The organism is Lentzea sp. NPDC003310 (assembly GCF_040610935.1).
Taxonomy (GTDB): Bacteria; Actinomycetota; Actinomycetes; order Mycobacteriales; family Pseudonocardiaceae; genus Lentzea.
The window spans coordinates 17,771-40,100 of sequence record NZ_JBEXNC010000028.1 but is presented as its reverse complement, the minus strand read 5'-3'; the positions used below and the strand labels follow the sequence as shown (position 1 = coordinate 40,100).

At 70.2% G+C, this 22,330-nt stretch carries 20 protein-coding genes; 14 read left to right on the top strand and 6 right to left on the bottom strand.

The features are described from left to right. The first annotated feature begins 7 nt into the window (after positions 1-7). Positions 8-1,969 (top strand): TIGR03960 family B12-binding radical SAM protein, encoded by a 1,962-nt coding sequence (locus tag ABZX02_RS40455; RefSeq protein WP_355306839.1) that lies wholly within the window; start codon positions 8-10, stop codon positions 1,967-1,969. Further along, positions 1,966-2,406, top strand: a complete 441-nt coding sequence (locus tag ABZX02_RS40450; protein ID WP_355306837.1) for a hypothetical protein — start codon at positions 1,966-1,968, stop codon at positions 2,404-2,406. Before ABZX02_RS40455 ends, ABZX02_RS40450 begins: the two co-directional genes overlap by 4 nt. Positions 2,407-2,412: 6 nt before the next feature. Here the strand turns inward: ABZX02_RS40450 and ABZX02_RS40445 are convergent, their stop codons facing one another. Continuing rightward, positions 2,413-3,843 carry a S8 family serine peptidase gene (locus tag ABZX02_RS40445; RefSeq protein ID WP_355306836.1) on the bottom strand — a complete coding sequence of 477 codons (1,431 nt, stop codon included), beginning with the start codon at positions 3,841-3,843 and terminating at the stop codon, positions 2,413-2,415. A gap of 205 nt (positions 3,844-4,048) precedes the next feature. On the opposite strand from ABZX02_RS40445, the gene ABZX02_RS40440 reads away from it, so the two are divergent. From ABZX02_RS40440 to ABZX02_RS40410, 7 genes are all read left to right on the top strand, one after another. After that, positions 4,049-4,774, top strand: a complete 726-nt coding sequence (locus tag ABZX02_RS40440; RefSeq protein WP_355306834.1) for a TIGR03936 family radical SAM-associated protein — start codon at positions 4,049-4,051, stop codon at positions 4,772-4,774. A gap of 212 nt (positions 4,775-4,986) precedes the next feature. Then, on the top strand, positions 4,987-8,007 hold the full coding sequence (locus ABZX02_RS40435) for a translation initiation factor IF-2 N-terminal domain-containing protein (RefSeq protein ID WP_355306833.1): 3,021 nt from the start codon (positions 4,987-4,989) through the stop codon (positions 8,005-8,007). 255 nt (positions 8,008-8,262) lie between these two features. Beyond that, a complete protein-coding gene (gene rplU / locus ABZX02_RS40430) occupies positions 8,263-8,574 on the top strand; it encodes a 50S ribosomal protein L21 (protein ID WP_030479431.1) in 312 nt (103 codons plus the stop codon). 14 nt (positions 8,575-8,588) lie between these two features. Beyond that, positions 8,589-8,846 carry a 50S ribosomal protein L27 gene (gene rpmA, locus ABZX02_RS40425; protein WP_053735607.1) on the top strand — a complete coding sequence of 86 codons (258 nt, stop codon included), beginning with the start codon at positions 8,589-8,591 and terminating at the stop codon, positions 8,844-8,846. Positions 8,847-8,993: 147 nt separating this feature from the next. Beyond that, positions 8,994-10,451 carry a GTPase ObgE gene (gene obgE / locus ABZX02_RS40420; RefSeq protein ID WP_355306832.1) on the top strand — a complete coding sequence of 486 codons (1,458 nt, stop codon included), beginning with the start codon at positions 8,994-8,996 and terminating at the stop codon, positions 10,449-10,451. A gap of 3 nt (positions 10,452-10,454) precedes the next feature. Beyond that, the gene (gene proB, locus ABZX02_RS40415; RefSeq protein ID WP_355306831.1) at positions 10,455-11,582 is read left to right on the top strand and encodes a glutamate 5-kinase; all 1,128 of its coding nucleotides are present in this window, start codon (positions 10,455-10,457) and stop codon (positions 11,580-11,582) included. A 10-nt stretch (positions 11,583-11,592) separates the two neighbouring features. Beyond that, complete coding sequence (locus ABZX02_RS40410; RefSeq protein ID WP_355306829.1) at positions 11,593-11,991, top strand: VOC family protein; 399 nt, start codon at positions 11,593-11,595, stop codon at positions 11,989-11,991. Here the strand turns inward: ABZX02_RS40410 and ABZX02_RS40405 are convergent. Together ABZX02_RS40405 and ABZX02_RS40400 are read right to left on the bottom strand one after the other, a co-directional pair. Further along, positions 11,954-13,219 (bottom strand): MFS transporter, encoded by a 1,266-nt coding sequence (locus ABZX02_RS40405; RefSeq protein ID WP_355306827.1) that lies wholly within the window; start codon positions 13,217-13,219, stop codon positions 11,954-11,956. The genes ABZX02_RS40410 and ABZX02_RS40405 overlap by 38 nt on opposite strands. A gap of 12 nt (positions 13,220-13,231) precedes the next feature. After that, positions 13,232-13,816, bottom strand: coding sequence for an alpha/beta hydrolase (locus ABZX02_RS40400; protein ID WP_355306825.1), 585 nt, complete (start codon positions 13,814-13,816; stop codon positions 13,232-13,234). 38 nt (positions 13,817-13,854) lie between these two features. Here ABZX02_RS40400 and ABZX02_RS40395 point away from each other — a divergent pair, with 38 nt between their 5' ends. Then, a complete protein-coding gene (locus tag ABZX02_RS40395; protein WP_355306824.1) occupies positions 13,855-14,238 on the top strand; it encodes a VOC family protein in 384 nt (127 codons plus the stop codon). Here ABZX02_RS40395 and ABZX02_RS40390 read toward each other — a convergent pair. Further along, positions 14,220-15,119: an AraC family transcriptional regulator gene (locus tag ABZX02_RS40390; RefSeq protein WP_355306822.1), complete on the bottom strand. Its 900-nt coding sequence runs from the start codon at positions 15,117-15,119 to the stop codon at positions 14,220-14,222. The genes ABZX02_RS40395 and ABZX02_RS40390 overlap by 19 nt on opposite strands. Positions 15,120-15,200: 81 nt before the next feature. Between ABZX02_RS40390 and ABZX02_RS40385 the strand changes: the two genes are divergently transcribed. Continuing rightward, positions 15,201-15,611: an anthrone oxygenase family protein gene (locus ABZX02_RS40385; RefSeq protein WP_355306820.1), complete on the top strand. Its 411-nt coding sequence runs from the start codon at positions 15,201-15,203 to the stop codon at positions 15,609-15,611. On the opposite strand, the gene ABZX02_RS40380 is transcribed toward ABZX02_RS40385, so the two are convergent. After that, entirely contained in the window at positions 15,589-16,773 is a 1,185-nt protein-coding gene (locus ABZX02_RS40380) for a cytochrome P450 (protein WP_355306818.1), read from the bottom strand. The genes ABZX02_RS40385 and ABZX02_RS40380 overlap by 23 nt on opposite strands. Before the next feature lie 36 nt (positions 16,774-16,809). Beyond that, entirely contained in the window at positions 16,810-18,894 is a 2,085-nt protein-coding gene (locus ABZX02_RS40375; RefSeq protein ID WP_355306816.1) for a RecQ family ATP-dependent DNA helicase, read from the bottom strand. Between ABZX02_RS40375 and ABZX02_RS40370 the strand changes: the two genes are divergently transcribed. The 3 genes from ABZX02_RS40370 to nadD all read left to right on the top strand — a co-directional run bounded on the left by ABZX02_RS40370 (position 18,884) and on the right by nadD (position 22,273). Further along, complete coding sequence (locus tag ABZX02_RS40370; RefSeq protein WP_355306814.1) at positions 18,884-20,323, top strand: glutamate-5-semialdehyde dehydrogenase; 1,440 nt, start codon at positions 18,884-18,886, stop codon at positions 20,321-20,323. The two genes, ABZX02_RS40375 and ABZX02_RS40370, sit on opposite strands and share 11 nt — an antisense overlap. A 16-nt stretch (positions 20,324-20,339) precedes the next feature. After that, the gene (locus tag ABZX02_RS40365; protein WP_355306813.1) at positions 20,340-21,509 is read left to right on the top strand and encodes a cytochrome P450; all 1,170 of its coding nucleotides are present in this window, start codon (positions 20,340-20,342) and stop codon (positions 21,507-21,509) included. 182 nt (positions 21,510-21,691) lie between these two features. Next, positions 21,692-22,273 carry a nicotinate-nucleotide adenylyltransferase gene (gene nadD, locus ABZX02_RS40360; protein WP_355306811.1) on the top strand — a complete coding sequence of 194 codons (582 nt, stop codon included), beginning with the start codon at positions 21,692-21,694 and terminating at the stop codon, positions 22,271-22,273. Positions 22,274-22,330 lie beyond the last annotated feature (57 nt).

Sequence of the window (22,330 nt, the reverse complement as noted above, 5' to 3'; positions counted from 1 at the left end):
TGGTCGTGTGAGTGTCGAGTCTGTTTTCCCCAGGTTGGAGCCACTGCTGCCGCGGATCTCCAAGCCGGTGCAGTACGTCGGCGGGGAGCTCAACGCGACCGTCAAGGACTGGGACGCGGCGTCCGTGCGCTGGGCTTTGATGTACCCCGACGCGTACGAGGTCGGCCTGCCCAACCAGGGCGTCATGATCCTCTACGAGATCCTCAACGAGCTGCCGGACGTGCTCGCCGAGCGCACGTACGCCGTGTGGCCGGACCTCGAGGCGTTGATGCGCGAGCACGACGTCCCGCAGTTCACGGTCGACGGGCACCGCCCGCTCAAGGCGTTCGACCTGATGGGCATCAGCTTCGCGACGGAGCTGGGCTACACGAACATGCTGACGGCGCTGGACCTCGCCGGCATCCCGCTGCACGCGGCCGACCGCACCGAGGACGACCCCATCGTGGTCGCCGGCGGGCACGCGGCGTTCAACCCGGAGCCCATCGCGGACTTCGTGGACGCGGCGGTGCTCGGCGACGGCGAGGAGGCCGTCCTCGAGATCACCGAGATCGTCAAGAACTGGAAGGCCGAGGGCTGCCCCGGCGGCCGCGACGAGGTGCTCACGCGCCTCGCCGAGACCGGCGGCGTGTACATCCCGCGCTTCTACGACGTCGAGTACCTGCCGGACGGCCGCATCCAGCGCGTCGTGCCGAACCGCGACCGCGTCCCGTACCGCGTGTTCAAGCGCACCACGATGGACCTGGACGCGTGGCCGTACCCGAAGCAGCCGCTGGTGCCGCTCGCCGAGAGCGTCCACGAGCGGATGAGCGTCGAGATCTTCCGCGGCTGCACGCGCGGCTGCCGCTTCTGCCAGGCGGGCATGATCACCCGCCCGGTGCGCGAGCGGTCCATCGAGGGCATCGGCGCCATGGTCCAGAAGGGCCTCGAGGCCACCGGCTTCGAAGAGGTCGGGCTCCTCAGCTTGTCGAGCGCCGACCACAGCGAGATCGCCGAGATCACCAAGGGCCTCGCCGACCGCTACGAGGGCACCAACACGGGCCTGAGCCTGCCGAGCACCCGCGTCGACGCGTTCAACATCGACCTGGCCAACGAGCTGTCCCGCAACGGACGGCGCTCGGGCCTCACGTTCGCGCCCGAGGGCGGCAGCGAGCGGATGCGCCGCGTCATCAACAAGATGGTGTCCGAAGAGGACCTCATCCGGACGGTGTCGGCCGCGTTCTCCAACGGCTGGCGGCAGGTGAAGCTCTACTTCATGTGCGGCCTCCCGACCGAGGAGGACGAGGACGTCCTGCAGATCGCGGAGATGGCGAAGAACGTCATCCGCGCGGGCCGGCAGGCGAGCGGCCGCAACGACGTCCGCTGCACCATCTCGATCGGCGGGTTCGTGCCCAAGCCGCACACGCCGTTCCAGTGGGCCCCGCAGTGCGACCCGGACGTCGTCGACGACCGGCTGCGCAAGCTCCGCGAGGCCGTCAACGCCGACCGCAGCCTCGGCCGCAACATCGGCATGCGCTACCACGACGGCAAGCCGAGCCTCATCGAAGGCCTGCTCAGCCGGGGTGACCGCCGCATCGGCAAGGTCATCGAGGCCGTGTGGCGCGACGGCGGCCGGTTCGACGGCTGGAGCGAGCACTTCAGCTACGACCGGTGGACCGCCAAGGCCTCCGAGCAGCTCGAACCGCTCGGCGTCGACCTCGCCTGGTTCACCACCCGCGAGCGCGAGGAGCTGGAGGTCCTGCCCTGGGACCACCTCGACTCGGGTCTCGACAAGGAGTGGCTCTGGGCCGACTGGCAGGACGCGCTCGACGAGCGCGAGCAGGACGACTGCCGCTGGACCCCGTGCTTCGACTGCGGTGTCTGCCCGGCCATGGGCACGGACATCGAGGTCGGGCCGACGGGCCGCAAGCTGCTGCCGATCTCCCCGGTCGGCGTCGGCTCGCCCGTGAAGAACCCCTCCCTCACGCCTTGACCGACGCCGAGGTCCTGGACCAGGTGCTCGGCCTCCTCCGCTCCGACGTGGAGTGGACGGAAACCGGCCTGGCCAGGGCCGCGACGGACCTCGACCTCGGCGAGGTGACGTCGACCGTTGCCGACCACGACGGCACGATCGTCTGGGAGTTGACGTTCGAGCTATGGGAGCTGGACCTCGACGACGAGCGCCACAGCGACTACGAACGGCTGGAAGAGCTGGCCAGGCCGCGCCTGGACGCTCTGCGGGAGCTGTTCGAGCACCGAGCGGCCGGCTGGCTGCCCGGCGCGCTCCCCGTCCACGAGCTCGACGAGTGGTACCCGTACGGCTACGTCCGCGGCTGGCACTCCGGTGCGCGGTCCGTGCAGATCGGCTACCAGGTCCACGACAACGGCCTGCCGCTGATGGTCCAGCTCAGGGCCTACGCCACGCCCTGAGGCCGACTACTTCGTGACGGCGGCGAGCGCGTCCACGAGCCCGTGCCCGTAGAACGAGTTGTACTCCGAGTACCCCGTGCAGAACGCGTCCTGCACGCCCGTCCCGTTCAGGTCGTAGTCCTCGGGGCACGCCAGGGTCTGCGCCTGCGCGTTCAGCATCCGGCCGAGCGACACCGCGTCGGTGTCCGGGTGCGTCGACGCGATCAGCGCCGCCACCCCGGCCGCGTGCGGGGTCGCCATCGACGTGCCGCACGAGTGGTCGTAGCCGGTCGGCACGGTCGACAGCACGCACCCGTTGGGCGTCCGAGAGTCGCCGCCGGGAGCCGTCACGTCGATCGCGCCCAGTCCGTACGAGCTGTACCCGGACTTGGTCTTGGTCGAGTCGACCGCCGACACGCCCACCACGTTCTTGAGCTGCGCGGGCAGCACCACGCACGTCGAGTCGACCGGACGGGTCTGCGCCTCGCCGTTCGTCGGCGACTGCGAGTCGCGGCCCGGCCGGGACAGGTCCGCCGCCGCGTTGCCCGCCGCCGCGACCGTCAGCACGTTCCGCGAGGTCGCGTGGTCGACGGCTCGGCGCACCGCCTCGTAGACGACCCGCTGGCCCGGCGCGCTCTGGCACGTGAACAGGTACGGGTCGATGAAGTAGCTGTTGTTGGTGATCGTCATCTGCTGCGCGGCGGCCCACATGAAGCCGCACACGGCGTACTCGGGGTAGATGAAGCCGTCGTCGTCCACGACCTTCACGGACGCGATCCGCACGCCCGGTGCGACGCCCGTGGTGCCGCGGCCGTCGTCCGCCGCGGCGATGGTGCCGGCGACGTGCGTGCCGTGCGGCGACGTCGTCGGGGCCCACGCCGAGGGCGACGTGTCGGGTTTGCCGGTCAGGCAGCCCGCGGACAGCTCGGGGGCAACCGCCTGCGCCAGGTCGGGGTGGCGGGCGTCGACGCCGGAGTCCAGCACGCCGACCACGACGGACCTGGAACCCGTGGTGATCTCGTGCGCGGCCGGCGCGTTGATGAGATCCATGTCCCACTGCTCGGCCGAGCGGCCACCCGAGGGCCGGAACAGCTCCGTGTCGTCCTTCTTCCGCTTCACCGACCGCTTGGCGATGCTCTCGGCCTGGGCGCTGTACGCGCGCTGCGGGCCGATCCGCTCGAGGAAACCGGGGTCCGGCGAGGTGGCCACGGCGACCGAGATCTGCGGGTAGTAGACGGTCGTCAGACCGCACGCCCCGGCGATCTCGGAGTTGGCCGTCTCAGCGGGTGTGGCCTGCGGGAACACCACCAGGTACCGCAGCAGCGGACCCGGCTGGATGCACGCCGGGGCCTCCGGCGTGGCGACCGGTTCCGCGCCGGCGGGCAGGGACGCCGCCAAGCACCCGGTCACGAGCAACGCGGTCATCGCCGCCGCTCGCGCGCGGTGGGGCAGAGGCACCAGGGACCTCCAGGTAGGCAGGGCGTCCAGTCGACCGGACCGTAGCCACGCGCAACGATCTAGACAAGCTGAACGTTCTGTATCAGGTTCACGGTACCGTCCTCATGGACGAACAGCCTGCGCCGATGGGACCGCTCACCCGTCGGAACACCACTCGGGAGCACCACTGAGCCGCAACCTGCCCAACAACCCCTCCGCCGCGGCGGTGCAGAAACTGCGCCTCCGCTACACCAAGCGGGGGAGGCTGCGATTCACCTCGCACCGCGACATCGCTCGCACGTTCGAACGCGCGCTGCGCCGGGCAGGCGTACCCATGGCGTACTCCCAGGGGTTCAGCCCTCACCCGAAGGTGTCGTGGGTCGGCGCCGCGCCGACCGGCGTGGCCAGCGAGGCGGAGTACGTCGAGGTCTCGGTGGTCGAGAAGGTCGACCCGGTCGCGCTCAAGGCCGCGCTCGACGAGGCGTTGCCACCCGGCATCGACGTCGTCGACATCGTCCAGGCGCACGGGGGCAACCTCACCGAGCGCATCGACGCGAGCGAGTGGCGGATCGAGCTCGACGGGGTCTCCCCGGACGAGCTCGCGAAGGCGGTCGAGGTCTTCCTCGCGGCGGAGTCCGTCGAGGTCGAGCGGCTGACCAAGAGCGGGACGAAGATGCTCGACGTGCGGCCCGCCGTCGTGTCGGCGCTGGTCGAACCACGTTCGAGCGACGCCGGACACGATGAGGCCGCATTGTCACAACCGTGTGGGATACTCATGACGGTCGTGCGGCAGGTAACGCCTACCGTGCGACCCGACGACGTGCTGAATGCGCTTCGCGTCGTGGCCGATCTCGTACCGCCGGTACCTGCGAAAGCAACCCGGATGGCGCAGGGACGCCTCGACGGCGAGGGCAGGCTGGTCGACCCGCTCCAGCAGGACAGAGAGTCCTGACGAGCGCCGGACGCACAGCCGCGACGCGCAAACAGGAGGAGCGGCGCTGACAGCGGCGTCGTCGTGGGACCTGCGCAAGCGTGCGCCCGGTGAGGCGCCACGCCACTGCGCGCGAGGCAAGGATTCCCGCCGCGAGCAGCGGTGGAGAGACAAAAGAGAGGCCCCTGCGCGGCCGCGTCCTCACGGGACGCGCCCGGGGGTGGAGGAGCTGCATGTCGAACAAGGAACAGCCTGCCGGTGGGACCGGCGGGCAGGGCGTGGTTGCCGCACGCCCTGAACTGGCGGACCTGCCGGACAAGTTGCGGGTCCACGCGCTGGCGAAGCTGCTGGAGGTCAGCAGCAAGGACGTGATGACGGCGCTGGCCGACCTCGGCGAGGTCGCCCGCAGCGCGCAGTCGAGCGTCAGCCGCGACGTGGCGCTGAAGGTCGCCGAGACGCTCCTGGACTGGGACGACGTCGTCACCGGTGAGGTCACCGAGGACTACGAGGCGCCCGCGATCCCGGCGTTCGAGGCCCCGGCGCTCGCGCCGGTCTTCGCCGCGCCGAGCGCCGTCTTCCTGCCGCCGACGCCGGTCGAGCGCCCGAAGGCGCCCGTCTCGCCGTTCGTGGTCGAGGAGACCCCGGTCGTCGAGGAGAAGTCGGTCGGCGAGATCGCCGCGGACGAGCTCGACGCCACCGAGGCGGAGGCCGACGCGGACGCGGACGCCGATGGAGACGACGAGGGCGACAGCCGCCGTCGCCGCCGCCGGGGCCGTCGTGGCCGCGGTCGTGGCAAGGGCACCGACGCCGAGGCCGGCGACGAGTCCGACGAGGTCACCGGCGAGGAGGCCGCGGAGGGCACCGAGTCCGACGAGGCCGCGGAGGCCGAGGACGAGGGCGACGAGAGCTCGACCCGTCGTCGTCGCCGTCGCCGTCGCCGCAAGACCGGCGCCGACGAGGACGTGACGTCCGAGGACGACCCGCCGAACACCGTCGTGCACGTGCGCGACGCACGCGACGACAAGGCCGACTCCGAGGCCGCGCAGAGCGAGGTGCGCAGCATCCGCGGCTCCACGCGCCTGGAGGCCAAGCGCCAGCGCCGCCGCGACGGTCGCGAGGCCGGCCGCCGCCGTGCCCCGGTGCTGACCGAGGCCGAGTTCCTGGCCCGCCGCGAGGCCGTGGCCCGCACGATGGTCGTCCGCGAGCGCGGCGACCGCACCCAGATCGGCGTGCTGGAAGACGGCGTGCTGGTCGAGCACTTCGTCACGTCGTCGGGCTCCGGCTCGATCGTGGGCAACGTGTACCTCGGCCGCGTGCAGAACGTGCTGCCGAGCATGGAGGCCGCGTTCATCGACATCGGCCGCGGCCGCAACGCCGTGCTCTACGCCGGTGAGGTCGACTGGGACGCCGCCGGTCTCGAGGGCAAGTCCCGCAAGATCGAGCAGGCGCTCTCGAGCGGCGACTCGGTGCTCGTCCAGGTGACCAAGGATCCGGTCGGCCACAAGGGCGCCCGCCTGACCACCCAGATCAGCCTCCCCGGCCGCTTCCTGGTCTACGTGCCGGGCGGCGGTGCCACGGGCATCAGCCGCAAGCTGCCGGACAACGAGCGCAAGCGCCTCAAGGACATCCTGAAGAGGGTCGTCCCCGAGGACGCCGGCGTGATCATCCGCACCGCCTCGGAGGGCATCTCCGAGGAGGAGCTCGGCCGCGACGTCACGCGTCTGCAGGCCCAGTGGAAGGTCATCCGGGAGAAGGCCGACAGCACCTCCACCAAGGCGCCGACGCTGCTCTACGAAGAGCCGGACCTGCTGGTGAAGGTCGTCCGCGACCTGTTCACCGAGGACTTCGCGCAGCTCGTCGTCCAGGGCGACGAGGCGTGGGAGGTCATCGACTCGTACGTCCGCCACGTGGCGCCGGACCTGCAGGACCGCCTGAAGAAGCACGTCGGCAACAACGACGCGTTCGTCGAGTACCGCATCGACGAGCAGCTGCTCAAGGCGCTCGACCGCAAGGTCTGGCTGCCGTCGGGCGGCTACCTGATCATCGACCGCACCGAGGCGATGACGGTCATCGACGTCAACACCGGCAAGTTCACCGGGTCGGGCGGCAACCTCGAGGAGACCGTCACCCGCAACAACCTGGAGTCGGCGGAGGAGATCGTCCGCCAGCTCCGGCTGCGCGACATCGGCGGCATCATCGTCATCGACTTCATCGACATGGTGCTCGAGTCGAACCGCGACCTGGTGCTGCGCCGCCTGACCGAGTGCCTCGGCCGCGACCGCACGCGCCACCAGGTCGCCGAGGTCACCTCGCTGGGTCTCGTGCAGATGACCCGCAAGCGGGTCGGCACCGGCCTGCTCGAGGCGTTCAGCCAGACGTGTGAGCACTGCCGCGGCCGTGGCGTCGTCGTGTCCACCGAGCCCGTGCACTCGCACGGCGGCGGTGGCAACGGTGGCGGCCAGCAGCAGGCCCAGGGCAGCCGCAAGTCGCGCCGCAACAAGGGCGGTGCCGAGCAGGCGCCCGAGACCACCGAGGTCGTCGAGGCCGTCGTCGAGGCCCCCGAGGCGCCGGCGGAGCCCGTGGTCGTCGAGCCCGGCGAGCCGGAGGACGTCTCCGAGGACGCGGTCGCGGCCGACCAGGAGCACGAGGGCCACGGCCGTCGTCGCCGCCGTCGTCGTGGCCGCGACAAGGAGCCGCAGGCCGTCGTCGACGCGGTCGTCGTCGAGGAGCAGGCGGTCAACGGCCACGTGCCGCACGACGTCGCCGAGGACCCGGCGCCCGTCGAGCTCGAGCCCGTGATCGAGGAGTCGGTCGAGGAGCTCGTCGAGCCCGTGGCGCAGGAGCCGCCGGCCGAGATCGCGAAGCCCGCGCTCACCGGTCGCATCGGTTCCCAGCGGCCCGCCGTGACGGGACGCATCGGCGCTCAGCTGCCCGTGGAGCCCGCAGAGCCCGCTGAGGCGGTGCAGGAGACCGAGACGGCCCCGCAGCCGGTCTCGGCGCCCGAGCCCGTCGCGGAGGCCCCTGTGGCACCCGTGGAGGCCCCTGCGCCCGTCGTGGAACCGCCCGTCGCCCGTCCGCGGCGTCGTGCGGCCAAGCGCGCCGCTGGTGCCCCGGTCGCGACCGAGGCGCCCGCACCGGTCGTGGTCGACGTGCCGAAGCAGCCCGAGGTCCAGATGCCCGCACCGGTGGTCACCACCACCCGCAGGCGCCGCGCCGTGTCGCGGCCCGCGGGACCGCCGGTCCAGGAGGACTGACGCGAGGAAGTGAGACCGGGGCCGCCCTCTTGGGTGGCCCCGGTTTTGCGTTGTGGGCAACCGCACAGCCTGCGCAAACGTGTTCCGGGCACCCCAGTTTGCTCCTGCGGTACCCACTCCCGTAACCTTGACGACGGCCCGCCATCCGACGGGTCCTGTCGTGTGCCTCCTCTGGTGCCAAGTGGTGGAAACACCGTTCCCAGACTGGTTGGCGCATGGCCCGTCACCATCGAGTAGCAGGAGACTTCCGTCCTGATGTACGCGATCGTCAAGACCGGCGGCAAGCAGTACAAGGTCGCTGTCGGCGACATCGTCGAGGTCGAGAAGCTCGAGGGCGAGCCGGGCACCGAAATCTCCCTCCAGGCGCTGCTCGTGGTCGACGGCACCGACGTCACCGCTGACGCGGCCGCCCTGGCGAAGTTCTCGGTTACCGGCAAGCTGGTCGAGCACACCAAGGGCCCGAAGATTCGCATCCACAAGTTCAAGAACAAGACCGGCTACCACAAGCGACAGGGTCACCGTCAGAAGCTGACCCGCGTCGAGGTCACCGGCATCACCGGTAAGTGAGGACCTGACTTCTCATGGCACACAAAAAGGGTGCATCCAGTTCCCGCAACGGCCGTGACTCCAACCCCCAGTACCTGGGTGTGAAGCGGTTCGGCGGTCAGGTTGTCAAGGCCGGCGAGATCCTGATCCGCCAGCGCGGCACCAAGTTCCACCCCGGCGTCGGCGTCGGCATCGGCAAGGACGACACGCTGTTCGCCCTGCTGCCGGGTGCGGTGGAGTTCGGTACGAAGCGCGGTCGCAAGACCGTCAACATCGTCCCGGTCGCGGTCTGAGGACCGTTTCCGCGACGTAGTTAGACCTCTGCGAGGGGCGGAACCGGTCACCCGGCTCCGCCCCTCGTTTTTTGTCGCTAGACGCCGCTTTGCGCCGCTTTGCGCAAACCGGCCGCACACCTGCATCGCTTGAAAGGAAGTAGTTCCGTGGCCCGCTTCGTAGACCGGGTGGTGATCCACGCTGCCGCCGGCAACGGGGGCAACGGTTGTGCTTCAGTGCACCGCGAGAAGTTCAAGCCCCTCGGCGGCCCTGACGGCGGCAACGGCGGCAGTGGCGGCAACGTCATCCTCGTCGTCGACTCGCAGGTGCACACCCTGCTGGACTTCCACTTCCGCCCGCACGCCTCCGCCACCAACGGCAAGGCCGGTGCCGGCGCGCACCGCGACGGCGCCAACGGTGAAGACCTGATCCTGCGCGTCCCGGACGGCACGGTCGTGCTGACCGAGTCGGGCGAGATCGTCGCGGACCTCGTCGGCGAGGGCACCCAGCTGATCGCGGCGGCCGGTGGCCGTGGCGGCCTGGGCAACGCCTCGCTCGCGTCCAAGGCCCGCAAGGCGCCCGGTTTCGCGTTGCTCGGTGAGCCGGGCGAGACGCGCGACCTGGTGCTGGAGCTCAAGTCCGTCGCGGACGTCGGCCTGCTCGGCTTCCCGTCGGCCGGCAAGTCGTCGCTGATCTCCGTGCTCTCCGCCGCGAAGCCGAAGATCGCCGACTACCCGTTCACGACGCTCGTGCCGAACCTCGGCGTGATCACCGCGGGCGAGACCATCTTCACGATGGCGGACGTCCCCGGCCTGATCCCCGGCGCGTCGCAGGGCAAGGGCCTCGGCCTCGACTTCCTGCGCCACATCGAGCGCACCGCCGTGCTCGCCCACGTCGTCGACTGCGCGACGTACGAGCCGGGCCGCGACCCGATCGCGGACATCGACGCGCTGGAGAAGGAGCTCTCCGAGTACACCCCGGCGCTGGGCGGCAACTTCGAGGACCGCCCGCGCGTGGTGATCCTCAACAAGGTCGACATCCCGGACGCCCAGGACCTCGCCGACATCGTCCGCCCGGAGATCGAGGCCCGCGGCCTGCCGGTCTTCGAGGTGTCGACGGTGTCGCGACAGGGCCTGCGGGAGCTGTCGTTCAAGCTGGCCGAGGTCGTGCGCGAGTACCGCGCCGCCCAGCCGAAGAAGGAATCGACCCGAATCGTGCTGCGGCCGACCGCCGTGGACGACCAGGGCTTCACCGTGACCGAGGACCCCTCGGTCGAGGGTGGCTTCATCGTGAAGGGCGAACGCCCCGAGCGCTGGATCCGCCAGACCGACTTCTCCAACGACGAAGCCGTCGGTTACCTCGCGGACCGCCTCAACAGGCTGGGCGTCGAGGACAAGCTCGTGAAGATGGGCGCCATCCCCGGCTGCCAGGTCACCATCGGCGACCTGGTCTTCGACTGGGAGCCGACCACCCCGGCGGGCATCGCGATGACGATGTCGCCGACCGGCCGTGGCACGGACGCCCGCCTCGAGCGCAACGACCGCATCGGCGCCCACGAGCGCAAGGCCCTGAAGAAGGCCCGCCGCGCGCCCGGTGACTACGGCGACGACTTCGACGAGGAGTAAGACGTGACGGCCCCCGCGGTCTCACAGGCTCGACAGGCGGTCGCTTCGGCGCACCGCATCGTGGTCAAGGTCGGTTCTTCTTCTTTGACCACCGCGGAAGGTGGCCTCGACCCGGCGCGTCTCGACGCGCTGGTCGACGCCCTCGCCGCCCGTGCGGCGGCCGGCAGCCAGGTCGTGCTCGTGTCGTCGGGTGCGATCGCCGCCGGCCTCGCGCCGTTGAAGATCTCCCGCCGCCCGCGCGACCTCGCGACCCAGCAGGCCGCCGCGAGCGTCGGGCAGCTCACGCTCGCGCACGCCTACGCGAACTCGTTCGGGCGGTACGCGCTGACGGTCGGCCAGGTCCTGCTGACCGCCGACGACGTGGTGCGCCGCTCGCACTACCGCAACGCGCAGCGCACGTTCGACCGCCTGCTCGCCCTCGGCGCGGTGCCGGTCGTGAACGAGAACGACACCGTTGCCACGGAGGAGATCCGCTTCGGCGACAACGACCGCCTAGCCGCTCTGGTGGCGCACCTGGTCGGTGCCGACGCGCTATTCCTGCTGTCCGACGTGGACGCGCTCTACTCGGGCGACCCGCGCAAGCCGGGGTCCGTCCGCATCGCCGAGGTCGCATCGGCGTCCGATGTGGACGGTGTGAACGCCAGTGCGCCCGGCGCCTCGGGTCTGGGCACCGGCGGCATGGCCTCGAAGCTCGCCGCCGCCCGCCTGGCCTCCTCCGCGGGCATCCCGGTGCTGCTCACCAGCGCCACCGAGGCGGGTCGCGCCCTCACCACGGCCGACGTCGGCACCGCCTTCGCCGCCACGGGGTCGCGCCTCACCGCCCGCCGGTTCTGGCTCGGGTACGCGACCGACGCCAACGGCCGCCTGCACCTCGACGACGGCGCGGTCGCCGCGGTCGTCGGCCGGCGCCGGTCGCTGCTGGCCGCCGGGATCACCGGCGTCGACGGCGACTTCGAGGCCGGTGACGTCGTCGAACTGCTCAGCCTGGCCGGCGAGGTCGTCGCCCGCGGCGTGGTCGGGTACGACTCGGCCGAACTGCCGTCGCTGATCGGACGCAAGAGCCACGACCTTCCGGAGGAACAGCGCCGCGAGGTCGTGCACGCCGACGATCTGGTGCCGCTGCACCGCTAATGTCGGGTGCATGGCCCGGATGCACGACGTCGTCATCGACTGCGCCCATCCCGCGTCGCTCGCCCGGTTCTGGGCTCAGGCGCTGGACGACCACGAGATAGCGCCGTACGACGACGCCGAGCTCACGCGGCTGCGGGCGATGGGGATCGACGACCCGGAGGACGACCCGTCGGTGTTGCTCGACGGGTCGCCGCGGTTCTTCTTCAACCGCGTGCCGGAGTCGAAGACCGTGAAGAACCGGGTGCACGTCGACCTGTGGTGCGACGACGTCGAGGCCGAGGTGGCCCGGCTGGTCGCTCTCGGGGCCTCGGTGCAGAGCCGTGACGGCGTCTGGTTCGTGCTGGCCGACCCCGAGGGCAACGAGTTCTGCCTCAGCTCAACCGCACACCCTTTGTCTCCGGAAGCGTGAGCACCACGAGGAACGTGATCACCGCGCTGACCGCGACGTACCAGAAGAAGACCGTGCCGCCGACGGCCTGGATGACCAGCGGGGCCGTGCCGCCGAACACCGCGACGGTCAGGTTGTACCAGGCACCGATGCCGAGCCCGCGCAGTTCGGTCGGGAACAGTTCGCTCATGATCGCCGGTGCGATCGACGTGACCGCCGTGTAGAGCCCGAGCCCCACGGCGAACACCACCACGAGGTTCGCGAGCCCCGGTTTCACCAGCGCCGACAGCGGCACCACGAGCAGCGCCATCGCCCCGGCCCACACGAGCATCTGCGGCTTGCGCCCGTACCGGTCGGCCATCCAGCCCATCGGGTACTGCAGCGCGATGAACACCACCGTGCCGATCGACAACGCCAGGAACACGTCGATGTCGTTGGCGCCCTTGGACTTCACCGCGAACGGCGTCAGCGCGCTGAAGAACGTGTAGAAGCTCAGGGTCGACAGCAACGTGACGCCGATGAGCTGGCCGACCGCCTTCGGGTGCTCTTTGAGCGTCATCATCAACGGGTTCTTCAGCTTCTCGGCCTTGGCCCTGTTGTCCTCGAACTGCTCGGTCTCCTTGAGCTCGCGCCGCAGCCACAGGCCGATGAGCCCGAGCACGCCGCCGATCAGGAACGGCACACGCCAGCCGTACGAGGCCATGGCGGCCTTGTCGAGGTTGCGGGACAGGAAGAACCCGAGCAGCGACGCGATCAGCACCGCCGCGCCCGTGGAGATGTAGAAGAACGACGAGTACCGGCCGCGGTGGCTCGCGGGCGCGATCTCCGCGAGGTACGCGGACGCGTTCGACACCTCACCGCCGAGCGCCATGCCCTGCGCGATGCGCGCGAGCACCAGCAGGACCGGGGAGAGCCAGCCGACCTGGTCGAACGTCGGCAGCAACCCGATCGCGACCGAGCCACCGGACATCAGCACGATAGTCAGCAGCATCGCGGTCCGGCGGCCCTTGAGGTCCGCGAACCGGCCGAGCAGGTAGCCGCCGAGCGGGCGGAAGAAGAAGGCGAGCGCGAACGTCGCGAACGTGCTCAGCAGCGCGGCTGTCTCGTTGCCGGACGGGAAGATCTGCGTGGCGAAGTAGATGCTGAACGCGGTGTAGATCCCCCAGTCGAACCACTCCACGGCGTTGCCGGCGCTGGACGCGACGAGAGTGCGCACGGGCAGTCGATGCGTTTCCGATGTAACCGCCATGGACGCACCCTGTCACATACGGCGACGAATCGGTGCGTATGTCTCGACCGGTCCGTTGGACAGGAAGTCGACGATCATCGTGTTGCACAGCGCGGGCTTCTCGTGCAGCAGGCCGTGGGAGGTGCCGGGAACGACCGCGAGCTCGGCGTTCGGCAGTGCCCGGTACATGCTCGTGGCGTGCTCCAGGGTCACCTCGTCGTCGTCGCCGATCATGATGAGCGTGCGGTTCTGGAGCTTGGTGAGGTCCGTGGTCGTGAGTGACGGCGAACGGCGGTGCATCGGCGTCAGTTCCGTGGCCGGGTCCCAGCCGTCGTGGTGATAGACGCCGCACACGACCACAAGGCGGTGCACGAGATCAGGTCTGAGCACGGCGGTGAGGAGTGCGACCGTGGCGCCGTCGCTGCAGCCGAGCAGGTGGGACGGTCCGATCCGGTCGAGGAACTCGATGGTCTCGTGCGCCATCTCCGTGTGGTCCTGAGTGGCCTGGTTCGTCCGGTGCGGTGCGTGCAGGGCGAAATCGGCGAGGGCGTCGAGCTGTGGTCCGAACGCCGAGGGGTCCGCGCCGCCGGGGTGCAGGAGCACGAGTGAGTCAGCCATGTGGGAGTGGACCTCTCTCGTCGTCGATACTCATCGCCGTGCGATCAATTGGTTTGGTGACGTTGGTGGTCCGCGACTACGACGAGGCGATCCGCTTCTACGTGGAGGGACTCGGGTTCACGCTGGTCGAGGACCTGCCTCAGGGCGAGAAGCGCTGGGTCGTCGTGTCGGCGGGGGAGGGGACGTCGTTGCTGCTGGCACAGGCTGACACAGGACAGCAGCAGGCACGAGTGGGCGACCAGACCGGTGGCCGCGTCGGGTTCTTCCTGAACACCGACGACTTCGACCGCGACCACGCCCGCATGACCGCCTACGGCGTGCACTTCCGGGAGGAGCCGCGCGACGAGGTCTACGGCCGCGTGGCCGTGTTCGAGGACCTCTACGGCAACCGCTGGGACCTGCTTCAGCCCGCCCGCGCCTGACCCGGCGACACCCCGACGATCCGCTTGAACGCCCGGCTGAACGCCGCCTCCGACTCGTAGCCGAGGCCGCGGGCGATCTCGCTGACCGTGGTGTCGCGGTCCTTGAGACGGTTCATCGCGACGTGCATGCGCCACCGCGTGACGTACCGCATGGCCGGCTCACCGACGAGCTCGGTGAACCGAGCCGCGAACGCCGACCGTGACATGGCGATCTGCTGCGCGAGCCGTTCGACCGTCCACGGCTGCGCGGGGTCGCGGTGGATCAGCGCGAGCGCCTGCCCGATCTGCTGGTCCTGCAACGCGCCGAGCCAGCCGGTGCGCGCGGCCGGGTCGTTGGCGAGCCACGAGCGGATGGTCTGGATCACCAGCACGTCGGCGAGCCGGGTCACGACCGCCTCGCCGCCGGGACGCACAGCCTGCGACTCGATGGCCAGCAGGGCGATCGTCGCGCGCAGGTCGTCGGCGCGCCGCACGTACAGCACGTTCGGCAACACGCTGACGAGGTGCTTCGCCGCCGGGTGGTCGAACCGGACCGCACCGCACACGAGGTGCGTCACCGCGCCACCGCCACCGTGCCGCAGGATCGCGTAGTTCTCGGTCTCGAACTCGTGCGGCAGCGTCGTGACGAGCGGCGTCTCCGCCTCGCCGTGGAACAGCCGGTGCCGCTGCCCACCCGGCACGAGCAGCACGTCGCCGGGTTCGAGCGAGGTGACCTGGCCGTCGACCTCGACGTCGCAGCTGCCGCTGGTCAGCACGTGGAACCACAGGCAGTCGCCCATGTCGGGCATCGTCGCGCCCCACGGCGCCGTGAGCTCGTTGCGGCAGTAGAACGTGCCGGACATCCTCAACAGGTGCAGCGCTTCGCCTAACGCGTCCGTCATGTCACCAGTCTGGACGAATGAGCAAGCCTGCGCGATGAATTGTCATTGAGAGTCCGTGGCGGACCGGTCAGAGTTGGCGCCATGGGGATACTCACGCTGACCACGATCATCGCGACCGGCCTGATGGCGGGCCTGTTCTTCGCGTTCTCCGTCGCCGTCATGCCCGGCCTCGCCGACCTGCCGCCCGAGAACGCCCGCGGCGCGATGCGCCGGATCAACGCGCGCATCCAGAACCCGGTGTTCCTGCTGGTGTTCCTCGGCACCGCCGTGCTGTGCGTCGTCGTCGCCTTCCAGGGCAGGATCGTCGGCGGCCTGCTCTACCTCGTCGGCTGCCTCCTCGTGACGATGGCCGTCAACGTGCCGATGAACAACCGCCTGGAAAGCTCCAGTGACTCCTACTGGCCGGAGTACCTGCGCAACTGGACGCTCTGGAACCACGTCCGCACCGTCGCCTGCACCGCGTCGACGGTCATCCTGCTGCTCGGATTCTGAGGCCGTTCCTCGGACGCATCGCGGCGAGACCGGTCGGCGTCAGGAGCTGGGGGAGCAGCTCGGGTTTCGGCCGCTCCAGCAACACCTTCAGCATCACGGTCAGCTCGGTCGTGGCGAGCCCGGCACCGACGCACCGGTGCGGACCACCACCGAACGGCAGGAACTCGTGCGGCCCCGGCTTGGACTCCCACCGGTCCGGGTCGAACCGGAGCGGGTCCGGGAACACCTCGGCCAGCCGATGCGTGACGTACGGGCTGTACAGCAGGAACGTGCCCTGCCGGATCTTCTTCCCGGCGAACTCGAACTCCCGCGCCGCCACCCGTGCCGACACGACCGCGGGCGGGTAGAGCCGCAACGTCTCGCTGACGACGTTCGCGAGGAAGTCGTCGTCCTCCCGCGCTCGTTCCCAGACCCCGTTGTGCCGCAACAGGTTGAACACGGCCCACGCCATCGCGCCGCTGGTCGTCTCGTACCCGGCCGCGATCAGCGTGACGATCTGGTCGCGCACCTCCAGGTCGCTCAACCCGTCACCCTGCACCAGAGCCGTGAGCACGTCACCGGCCGTGCTCCCCTGACGCGTCTCCTCGATCGCCCGGTACACCCGAGCGTCCACGGCCCGGCGCGCCCGCATCGCGTTGCGCCACGCCGGCGCCCGCAAGGTCCTCAGCAGCGTGACGACCGCGGGGTTGCGGTCGATCAGGTTGATCAGCACCTGCAGGTGCGCGCCGAAGAAGTCCGAGTCCCGCGCCAACTCCTCGCCGAACAACGCGTGGATCGTGCTCCGCCGGATGGCCCGCCGGAACTCCTGGTACGCGTCCACGGTCTGGCCGGGCCGCCACGCGTCGACGGCCGCCTCGGCGTTGCTCCGCATGACCGGCACGTAACTCGCGATCTGCCGGTGCGCCAGCGCGGGCTGCACGACCCGCCGCCGCCGCTTGTGGTCCTCGCCGTCGCTCACGATCAACGACGTGGGCCCGTCCACCGGCACCAGCGACTGGAACGCCCGCTCCACCTCGAACAGCTCCGGGTGCGCGAACACGAACCGGTTCGCCTCGGGCCCGAGCAGGTAGGTGTACGGGCCCAGCCGCACGACCGGTCCGAACCGCCGATACAGGGTCGCGAGGAGATCGGCCTGCCGGTACCGCACGACGTCCGGAGTCATGCCGCTGACAGTGCCACAGCGGACCGGGATTTCAGGTCAGTTCGTCACCGCCAGCGCGAACGGCAGCACCGCCGGCACCCCCTCCTTCCTGAGCAGCCGAGCCGCCACCGTCATCGTCCACCCGGTGTCGACGTGGTCGTCCACCAGCAGGACCGGACCGTCCACACTGGACACGTCCGGGACCTCGCCGGCCCGCACCAGCCCGGCCAGCCGCTGGGCGCTGTTGGCCCGGTGCGTCGACTCGCCGAGCCACACGGTGCCCAGCAACGGCAGCCGCCCGATCGAGGCGATCTTCTGGCCGAAGCTGCCGACCAGCTGCGGTCGCCGCCGCGACCCGACCGTCACCACGCCCACCGGCCGTTCGTCCCAGCCCCACGCCGTCAGCACCTTCACGCACGCCGCGAACACGTCGTCCGGGATCTCGTGGTCGGTGCCGTCCGCGAGCAGGTCACGCAACCGGTTGCCCCAGCCGATGTCGGTGAGCCGGCCGAGCGCCCGGCCGGTGGCCGCCACCTCGGTCGCGGGGATCTTGCCGGACAGCGGGACGCCGATCGCGGCCATGCCCGTCGGCCACATCTTGCGCGGCGCCACGTCCAGTCCGGGACGCAGCAACCGTTCGCGCGCGGCCTCCGCCGCCACCTCGGACACCTCGACGGACAACCGCTCGCCGGTGCAGTTGTCGCAGCGCCCGCACTCGTGCGAGGTCGGGTCGTCGAGCTGGTCCTGCAGGAACTTCATCCGGCACGCGTCGGTGCGCTGGTACTCGATCATCACCCGTTGCTCGGCCTTGCGCGCCTCCGCGATGCGCGCGTACCGCTCGCCGTCGTACTCCCACGGCCGCCCCGTGGACTCCCAGCCGCCCTTCACGCGCCGGACCGCGCCGTCGACGTCCAGGACCTTCAAGACCACCTCGAGCCGCCCGCGCGACAGCTCGACCATCGGTTCCAAAGCGGCGGTCGAGAGCGCCCTGCCCGCACCGTCGAGCGCGGACAGCACCTGCCGCACCACCACCTCGGGCGGGAACGCGAGCGACGCGAAGTACGCCCAGATGTCGCGGTCCTCGTGGCCCGGCAGCAGCACCACCTCGGCCCGTTCGACACCGCGGCCCGCACGACCGATCTGCTGGTAGTACGCGATCGGCGACGACGGCGCGCCCACGTGCACGACGAACCCCAGGTCCGGCTTGTCGAACCCCATGCCCAGCGCCGACGTGGCGACGAGCGCCTTGACCTTGTTGCCGAGCAGGTCCTCCTCCGCCCGTTCCCGTTCGGCGGGCTCGGTCTTGCCCGAGTACGAGGCCACCGCGAAACCGCGCGAGGCGAGGAACGCGGCGATGTCGTCCGCCGCCGCGACCGTGAGCGTGTAGATGATCCCGGACCCCGGCAGGCGGTCGAGCTGCTCCGCGAGCCACCCGAGCCGCGACTCCGCCGTCGGCAGCACCGCCACCGACAACCGCAGGCTGTCGCGGTCCAGCGGCCCGCGCAGCACCAGCGTCCCCTCGTCGGCACCGAGCCCCAGCTGCTCGGTGACGTCGTGGACCACCCTGTCGTTGGCCGTCGCCGTCGTCGCGAGCACCGGCACGCCCGGCGGCAGCTCCGTCAGCAACGTCCGCAACCTGCGGTAGTCAGGCCGGAAGTCGTGCCCCCAGTCCGAGATGCAGTGGGCCTCGTCGACGACGAGCATGCCCGCCGACGCTGTCAGCGACGGCAGCACCGCGTCCCGGAAGTCGGGGTTGTTCAGCCTCTCCGGACTCACCAGCAGCACGTCGACCTCGCCGGCCGCCACCTGCTCCTGCACCGCGTCCCACTCGCCGGGGTTGGCCGAGTTGATCGTCACCGCGTGCACGCCGGCCCGCGCCGCCGCGTCGATCTGGTTGCGCATCAACGCGAGCAACGGGGACACGATGACCGTCGGCCCCTCACCGAGCTGGCGCAGCAGCGCCGTCGCGATGAAGTAGACGGCCGACTTGCCCCAGCCGGTGCGCTGGACGACGAGAGCTCTGCGGCGCTGGGCCACGAGGGTGTGGATCGCGGTCCACTGGTCGTCGCGCAGCACGGCCTGCGGGCCCGCCAGTGCCCGGAGCCGTTCCTCGGCCAGTTCCCGCAACGCGATGTCGTCCATGGGAGAGAGCTCGCCAGCCTGTCCTTGTCGGCCGCTGCCCCGCAGCGGCGGCGAGTTCGCCGGGAAGTCGTTCATCCGGTGCGAACTCGCGTGGTGGTCGTGGCAGTCAGCTTGCCAGGCCACTCTGACAATTGTGATTGTCGCAGGTCGTAAGCTGTGTGGCGTGACTGATGACCTGCGCGACCAGGTACACGCAGCAGCTCGCCGCGCCCGCGTCGCCGCCGACGAACTCGTCCTCGCCACCCGCGAACGCAAGGACACCGCGCTCCTCGAGATGGCCGCGGCGCTCCGCAAGCGCGCGCCAGAGATCATCGAGGCGAACCAGGAGGACCTCGACGCGGGCAAGGCAGCGGGTCTCCCGGACAACATCCTCGACCGCCTCACGCTCACCGAGGCCCGCATCGAGGGCGTCGCCTCAGGCCTCGAAACCGTGGCGGGACTCGCCGACCCGGTCGGTCAGGTGATCACCGGCGGCATCCTCCCGAACGGCCTGGAGCTCAAGCAGGTCCGCGTCCCGATGGGCGTCGTCGGCATGGTCTACGAGGGCCGTCCGAACGTCACGGTCGACGCCGCCGGTCTCGCGCTGAAGTCGGGCAACGCCGCTCTGCTGCGGGGTTCCTCGACCGCCGAGAACTCCAACACCAAGCTCGTCGAGGTCCTGCGCGAGGCACTCGAAAGCGTGAACCTGCCGACCGACGCCGTGCAGCTGCTGCCGTGCCACGACCGCGCGTCCGTCACCCACCTCATCACCGCGCGCGGCCTGGTGGACCTGGTCATCCCGCGCGGCGGCTCGGGCCTGATCAACGCCGTCGTCGAGCAGGCCACGGTGCCCACGATCGAGACCGGCGTCGGCAACTGCCACGTCTACGTCGACGCGCACGCCGACCTCGACATGGCCGAGTCGATCGTCCTCAACGCCAAGACGCGGCGCACGAGCGTGTGCAACGCGGCGGAGTCCCTGCTGGTGCACAAGGACGTCGCGCACGAGTTCGTGCCGCGCATCACCAAGGCGCTGCAGCAGGAGAGCGTGACCATCCACGGTGACGAGCAGTTCGCGCAGCAGGCGGACGTCGTGGCGGCCAACGACGACGACTGGGGCACCGAGTACCTCAGCCTCGACATCGCGGCGAAGGTCGTCGACTCCCTCGACGACGCGGTGAAGCACATCGCGACGTACGGCTCCGGCCACAGCGAGGCCATCGTGACGAACGACGTCACGGCTGCACGCAGGTTCACGGCCCGTGTGGACGCCGCGGCGGTGTTCGTCAACGCTTCCACGGCCTTCACCGACGGCGCGGAGTTCGGCATGGGTGCGGAGATCGGCATCTCCACGCAGAAGCTGCACGCCCGCGGTCCGATGGGCCTGACCGAGCTGACGTCCTCTAAATGGGTCGTGTGGGGCGAAGGACACACGCGCCCCAAGGCGTAGCTCTACGTTCGGAGACATGGCTCCCACCTACCCGTTCTCCGAAGCCGACGGCCTGACCCTCGATCCGACCTATGAACGTCTACGGCGCGAGGAACCCGTCTCGCGCGTGACGTACCCGTACGGCGGCGAGGGTTGGCTCGTCACGTCCTACGCGGAAACGAAGTTCGTCCTGGGCGACCCGCGCTTCAGCCGTGCGCTGACGGTCAACCAGGACGTGCCGCGGATGCAGCCGCTCATCGCGCCGGGCGGCTCGATCCTCACGCACGACGGCGAGGACCACTCGCGCATGCGCCGGCTGGTGTCCAAGGCGTTCACGGTGCGCCGGATCGAGGAGCTGCGGCCGCGTGCCCAGCAGATCACCGACGAGCTCCTCGACCGCCTGCCCAACCCCGGTGACCTGGTCGAGGGCTTCAGCATGCCGTTCCCGATCACGATCATCTGCGAACTGCTCGGCGTCCCCTTCGAGGACCGCGACGAGTTCCGCACGTGGTCGAACCAGGTGCTGTCCACGGTCGGCGGGCACACGCCCGAAGAGGCGATGCACGGCATGCTCAAGCTGCACGGCTACTTCACCGAACTGGTCGCCAAGCGCCGTGCGCACCCCACGGACGACTTGATGGGCGCTCTCGTCACCGCACGCGACAACGATGACCGGCTGAGCGAGGACGAACTCGTCCGCTTCGGCATCACGCTGCTCGTCGCCGGGCACGAGACGACGGCGAACATGATCGCCAACAGCGTCGTCACGCTGTTCGAGCACCCGGACGCCATGGAGAGCCTGCGCGAGAACCCGGACAAGCTGCCCAACGCCATCGAGGAGTTGCTGCGCTACATCCCGCTGGGCAGTGGTGCCGGCTTCACCCGCATCGCGACCGAGGACGTCCAAGTCGGCAACGCGCTCGTGAAGAAGGGTGACGCCGTGCTCGTGGTCGCGTCGTCGGCGAACCACGACGAGACGATGTACGCCCACGGCGCCAAGCTCGACATCGAGCGCGAGGTCGGCCAGCACCTGCAGTTCGGGCACGGCATCCACTTCTGCCTCGGCTCGCAGCTCGCCCGGATGGAATTGCAGGTCGCGCTGGGCGCGTTGCTGCGCCGCATGCCCGGTCTGCGGCTCGCCGAACCCGTCGAGTTCCGCAAGGGTTCGCTGGTCAGGGGCCCTGTCAGGCTCGTCGTGGCCTGGTGAAGAAAAATCTTGGGCGAACCGCGTAATGGGGGAGCGGGCCGCGCGTTCCTCCAGTGCGCGCGGCTTTGCTTCGGGGTGAGCCGCGACCCGCACGGCCCGTCCTCCCCCTGGGCCGTTCGGTGTGATCAGCACGACCGGCGCTGAGTCTCGGGAGCGGCTCGGCGCCGGTCTAGGCTGGCGCGATGCGCATCGGCGTCATGGGTGGCACGTTCGACCCGATCCACCACGGTCACCTCGTGGCCGCCAGCGAGGTGCAGGACAGGTTCGACCTGGACCGCGTGATCTTCGTGCCGACCGGTCAGCCCTGGCAGAAGGCGTCGCGCGAGGTCTCGCCCGCCGAGGACCGCTACCTGATGACGGTCATCGCCACGGCCTCCAACCCCCGGTTCTCGGTCAGCAGGGTCGACATCGACCGCGAGGGCCCCACGTACACCGTGGACACGCTCACGGACCTCAAGAAGCAGTACCCGGACGCCGAGCTGTTCTTCATCACGGGCGCGGACGCGCTGGAGCAGATCCTGTCCTGGAAGCGCGCCGCGGACGCGTTCGAGCTGGCCCACTTCATCGGCGTCACCCGTCCGGGCTACACGTTGAACGACCGCCACCTGCCGCCCGGCTCCGTGTCGCTCGTCGAGATCCCGGCCATGGCGATCTCCTCCACGGGCTGTCGCGCGAGGACCGCCTCCGGTCAGCCGGTGTGGTACCTCGTACCCGACGGGGTCGTCCAATACATCGCGAAAACAGGCCTGTACTCCGAGTCGTAACCACGTTCGAGTGGATTTTGCGTGCATCCGAGCGCGCGGGGAGCAACAATCAGCGGG

Bases quoted from the DNA above. Each gene is read 5' to 3' on its own strand.
- ABZX02_RS40390 (WP_355306822.1), bottom strand. From the start codon at position 15,119: ATGACGGACGCGTTAGGCGAAGCGCTGCACCTGTTGAGGATGTCCGGC.
- nadD (WP_355306811.1), top strand. From the start codon at position 21,692: ATGCGCATCGGCGTCATGGGTGGCACGTTCGACCCGATCCACCACGGT.
- ABZX02_RS40435 (WP_355306833.1), top strand. From the start codon at position 4,987: ATGTCGAACAAGGAACAGCCTGCCGGTGGGACCGGCGGGCAGGGCGTG.
- rpmA (WP_053735607.1), top strand. From the start codon at position 8,589: ATGGCACACAAAAAGGGTGCATCCAGTTCCCGCAACGGCCGTGACTCC.
- ABZX02_RS40400 (WP_355306825.1), bottom strand. From the start codon at position 13,816: ATGGCTGACTCACTCGTGCTCCTGCACCCCGGCGGCGCGGACCCCTCG.
- ABZX02_RS40365 (WP_355306813.1), top strand. From the start codon at position 20,340: ATGGCTCCCACCTACCCGTTCTCCGAAGCCGACGGCCTGACCCTCGAT.
- ABZX02_RS40375 (WP_355306816.1), bottom strand. From the start codon at position 18,894: ATGGACGACATCGCGTTGCGGGAACTGGCCGAGGAACGGCTCCGGGCA.
- ABZX02_RS40405 (WP_355306827.1), bottom strand. From the start codon at position 13,219: ATGGCGGTTACATCGGAAACGCATCGACTGCCCGTGCGCACTCTCGTC.
- ABZX02_RS40370 (WP_355306814.1), top strand. From the start codon at position 18,884: ATGTCGTCCATGGGAGAGAGCTCGCCAGCCTGTCCTTGTCGGCCGCTG.
- rplU (WP_030479431.1), top strand. From the start codon at position 8,263: ATGTACGCGATCGTCAAGACCGGCGGCAAGCAGTACAAGGTCGCTGTC.
- ABZX02_RS40410 (WP_355306829.1), top strand. From the start codon at position 11,593: ATGGCCCGGATGCACGACGTCGTCATCGACTGCGCCCATCCCGCGTCG.
- ABZX02_RS40380 (WP_355306818.1), bottom strand. From the start codon at position 16,773: ATGACTCCGGACGTCGTGCGGTACCGGCAGGCCGATCTCCTCGCGACC.
- ABZX02_RS40385 (WP_355306820.1), top strand. From the start codon at position 15,201: ATGGGGATACTCACGCTGACCACGATCATCGCGACCGGCCTGATGGCG.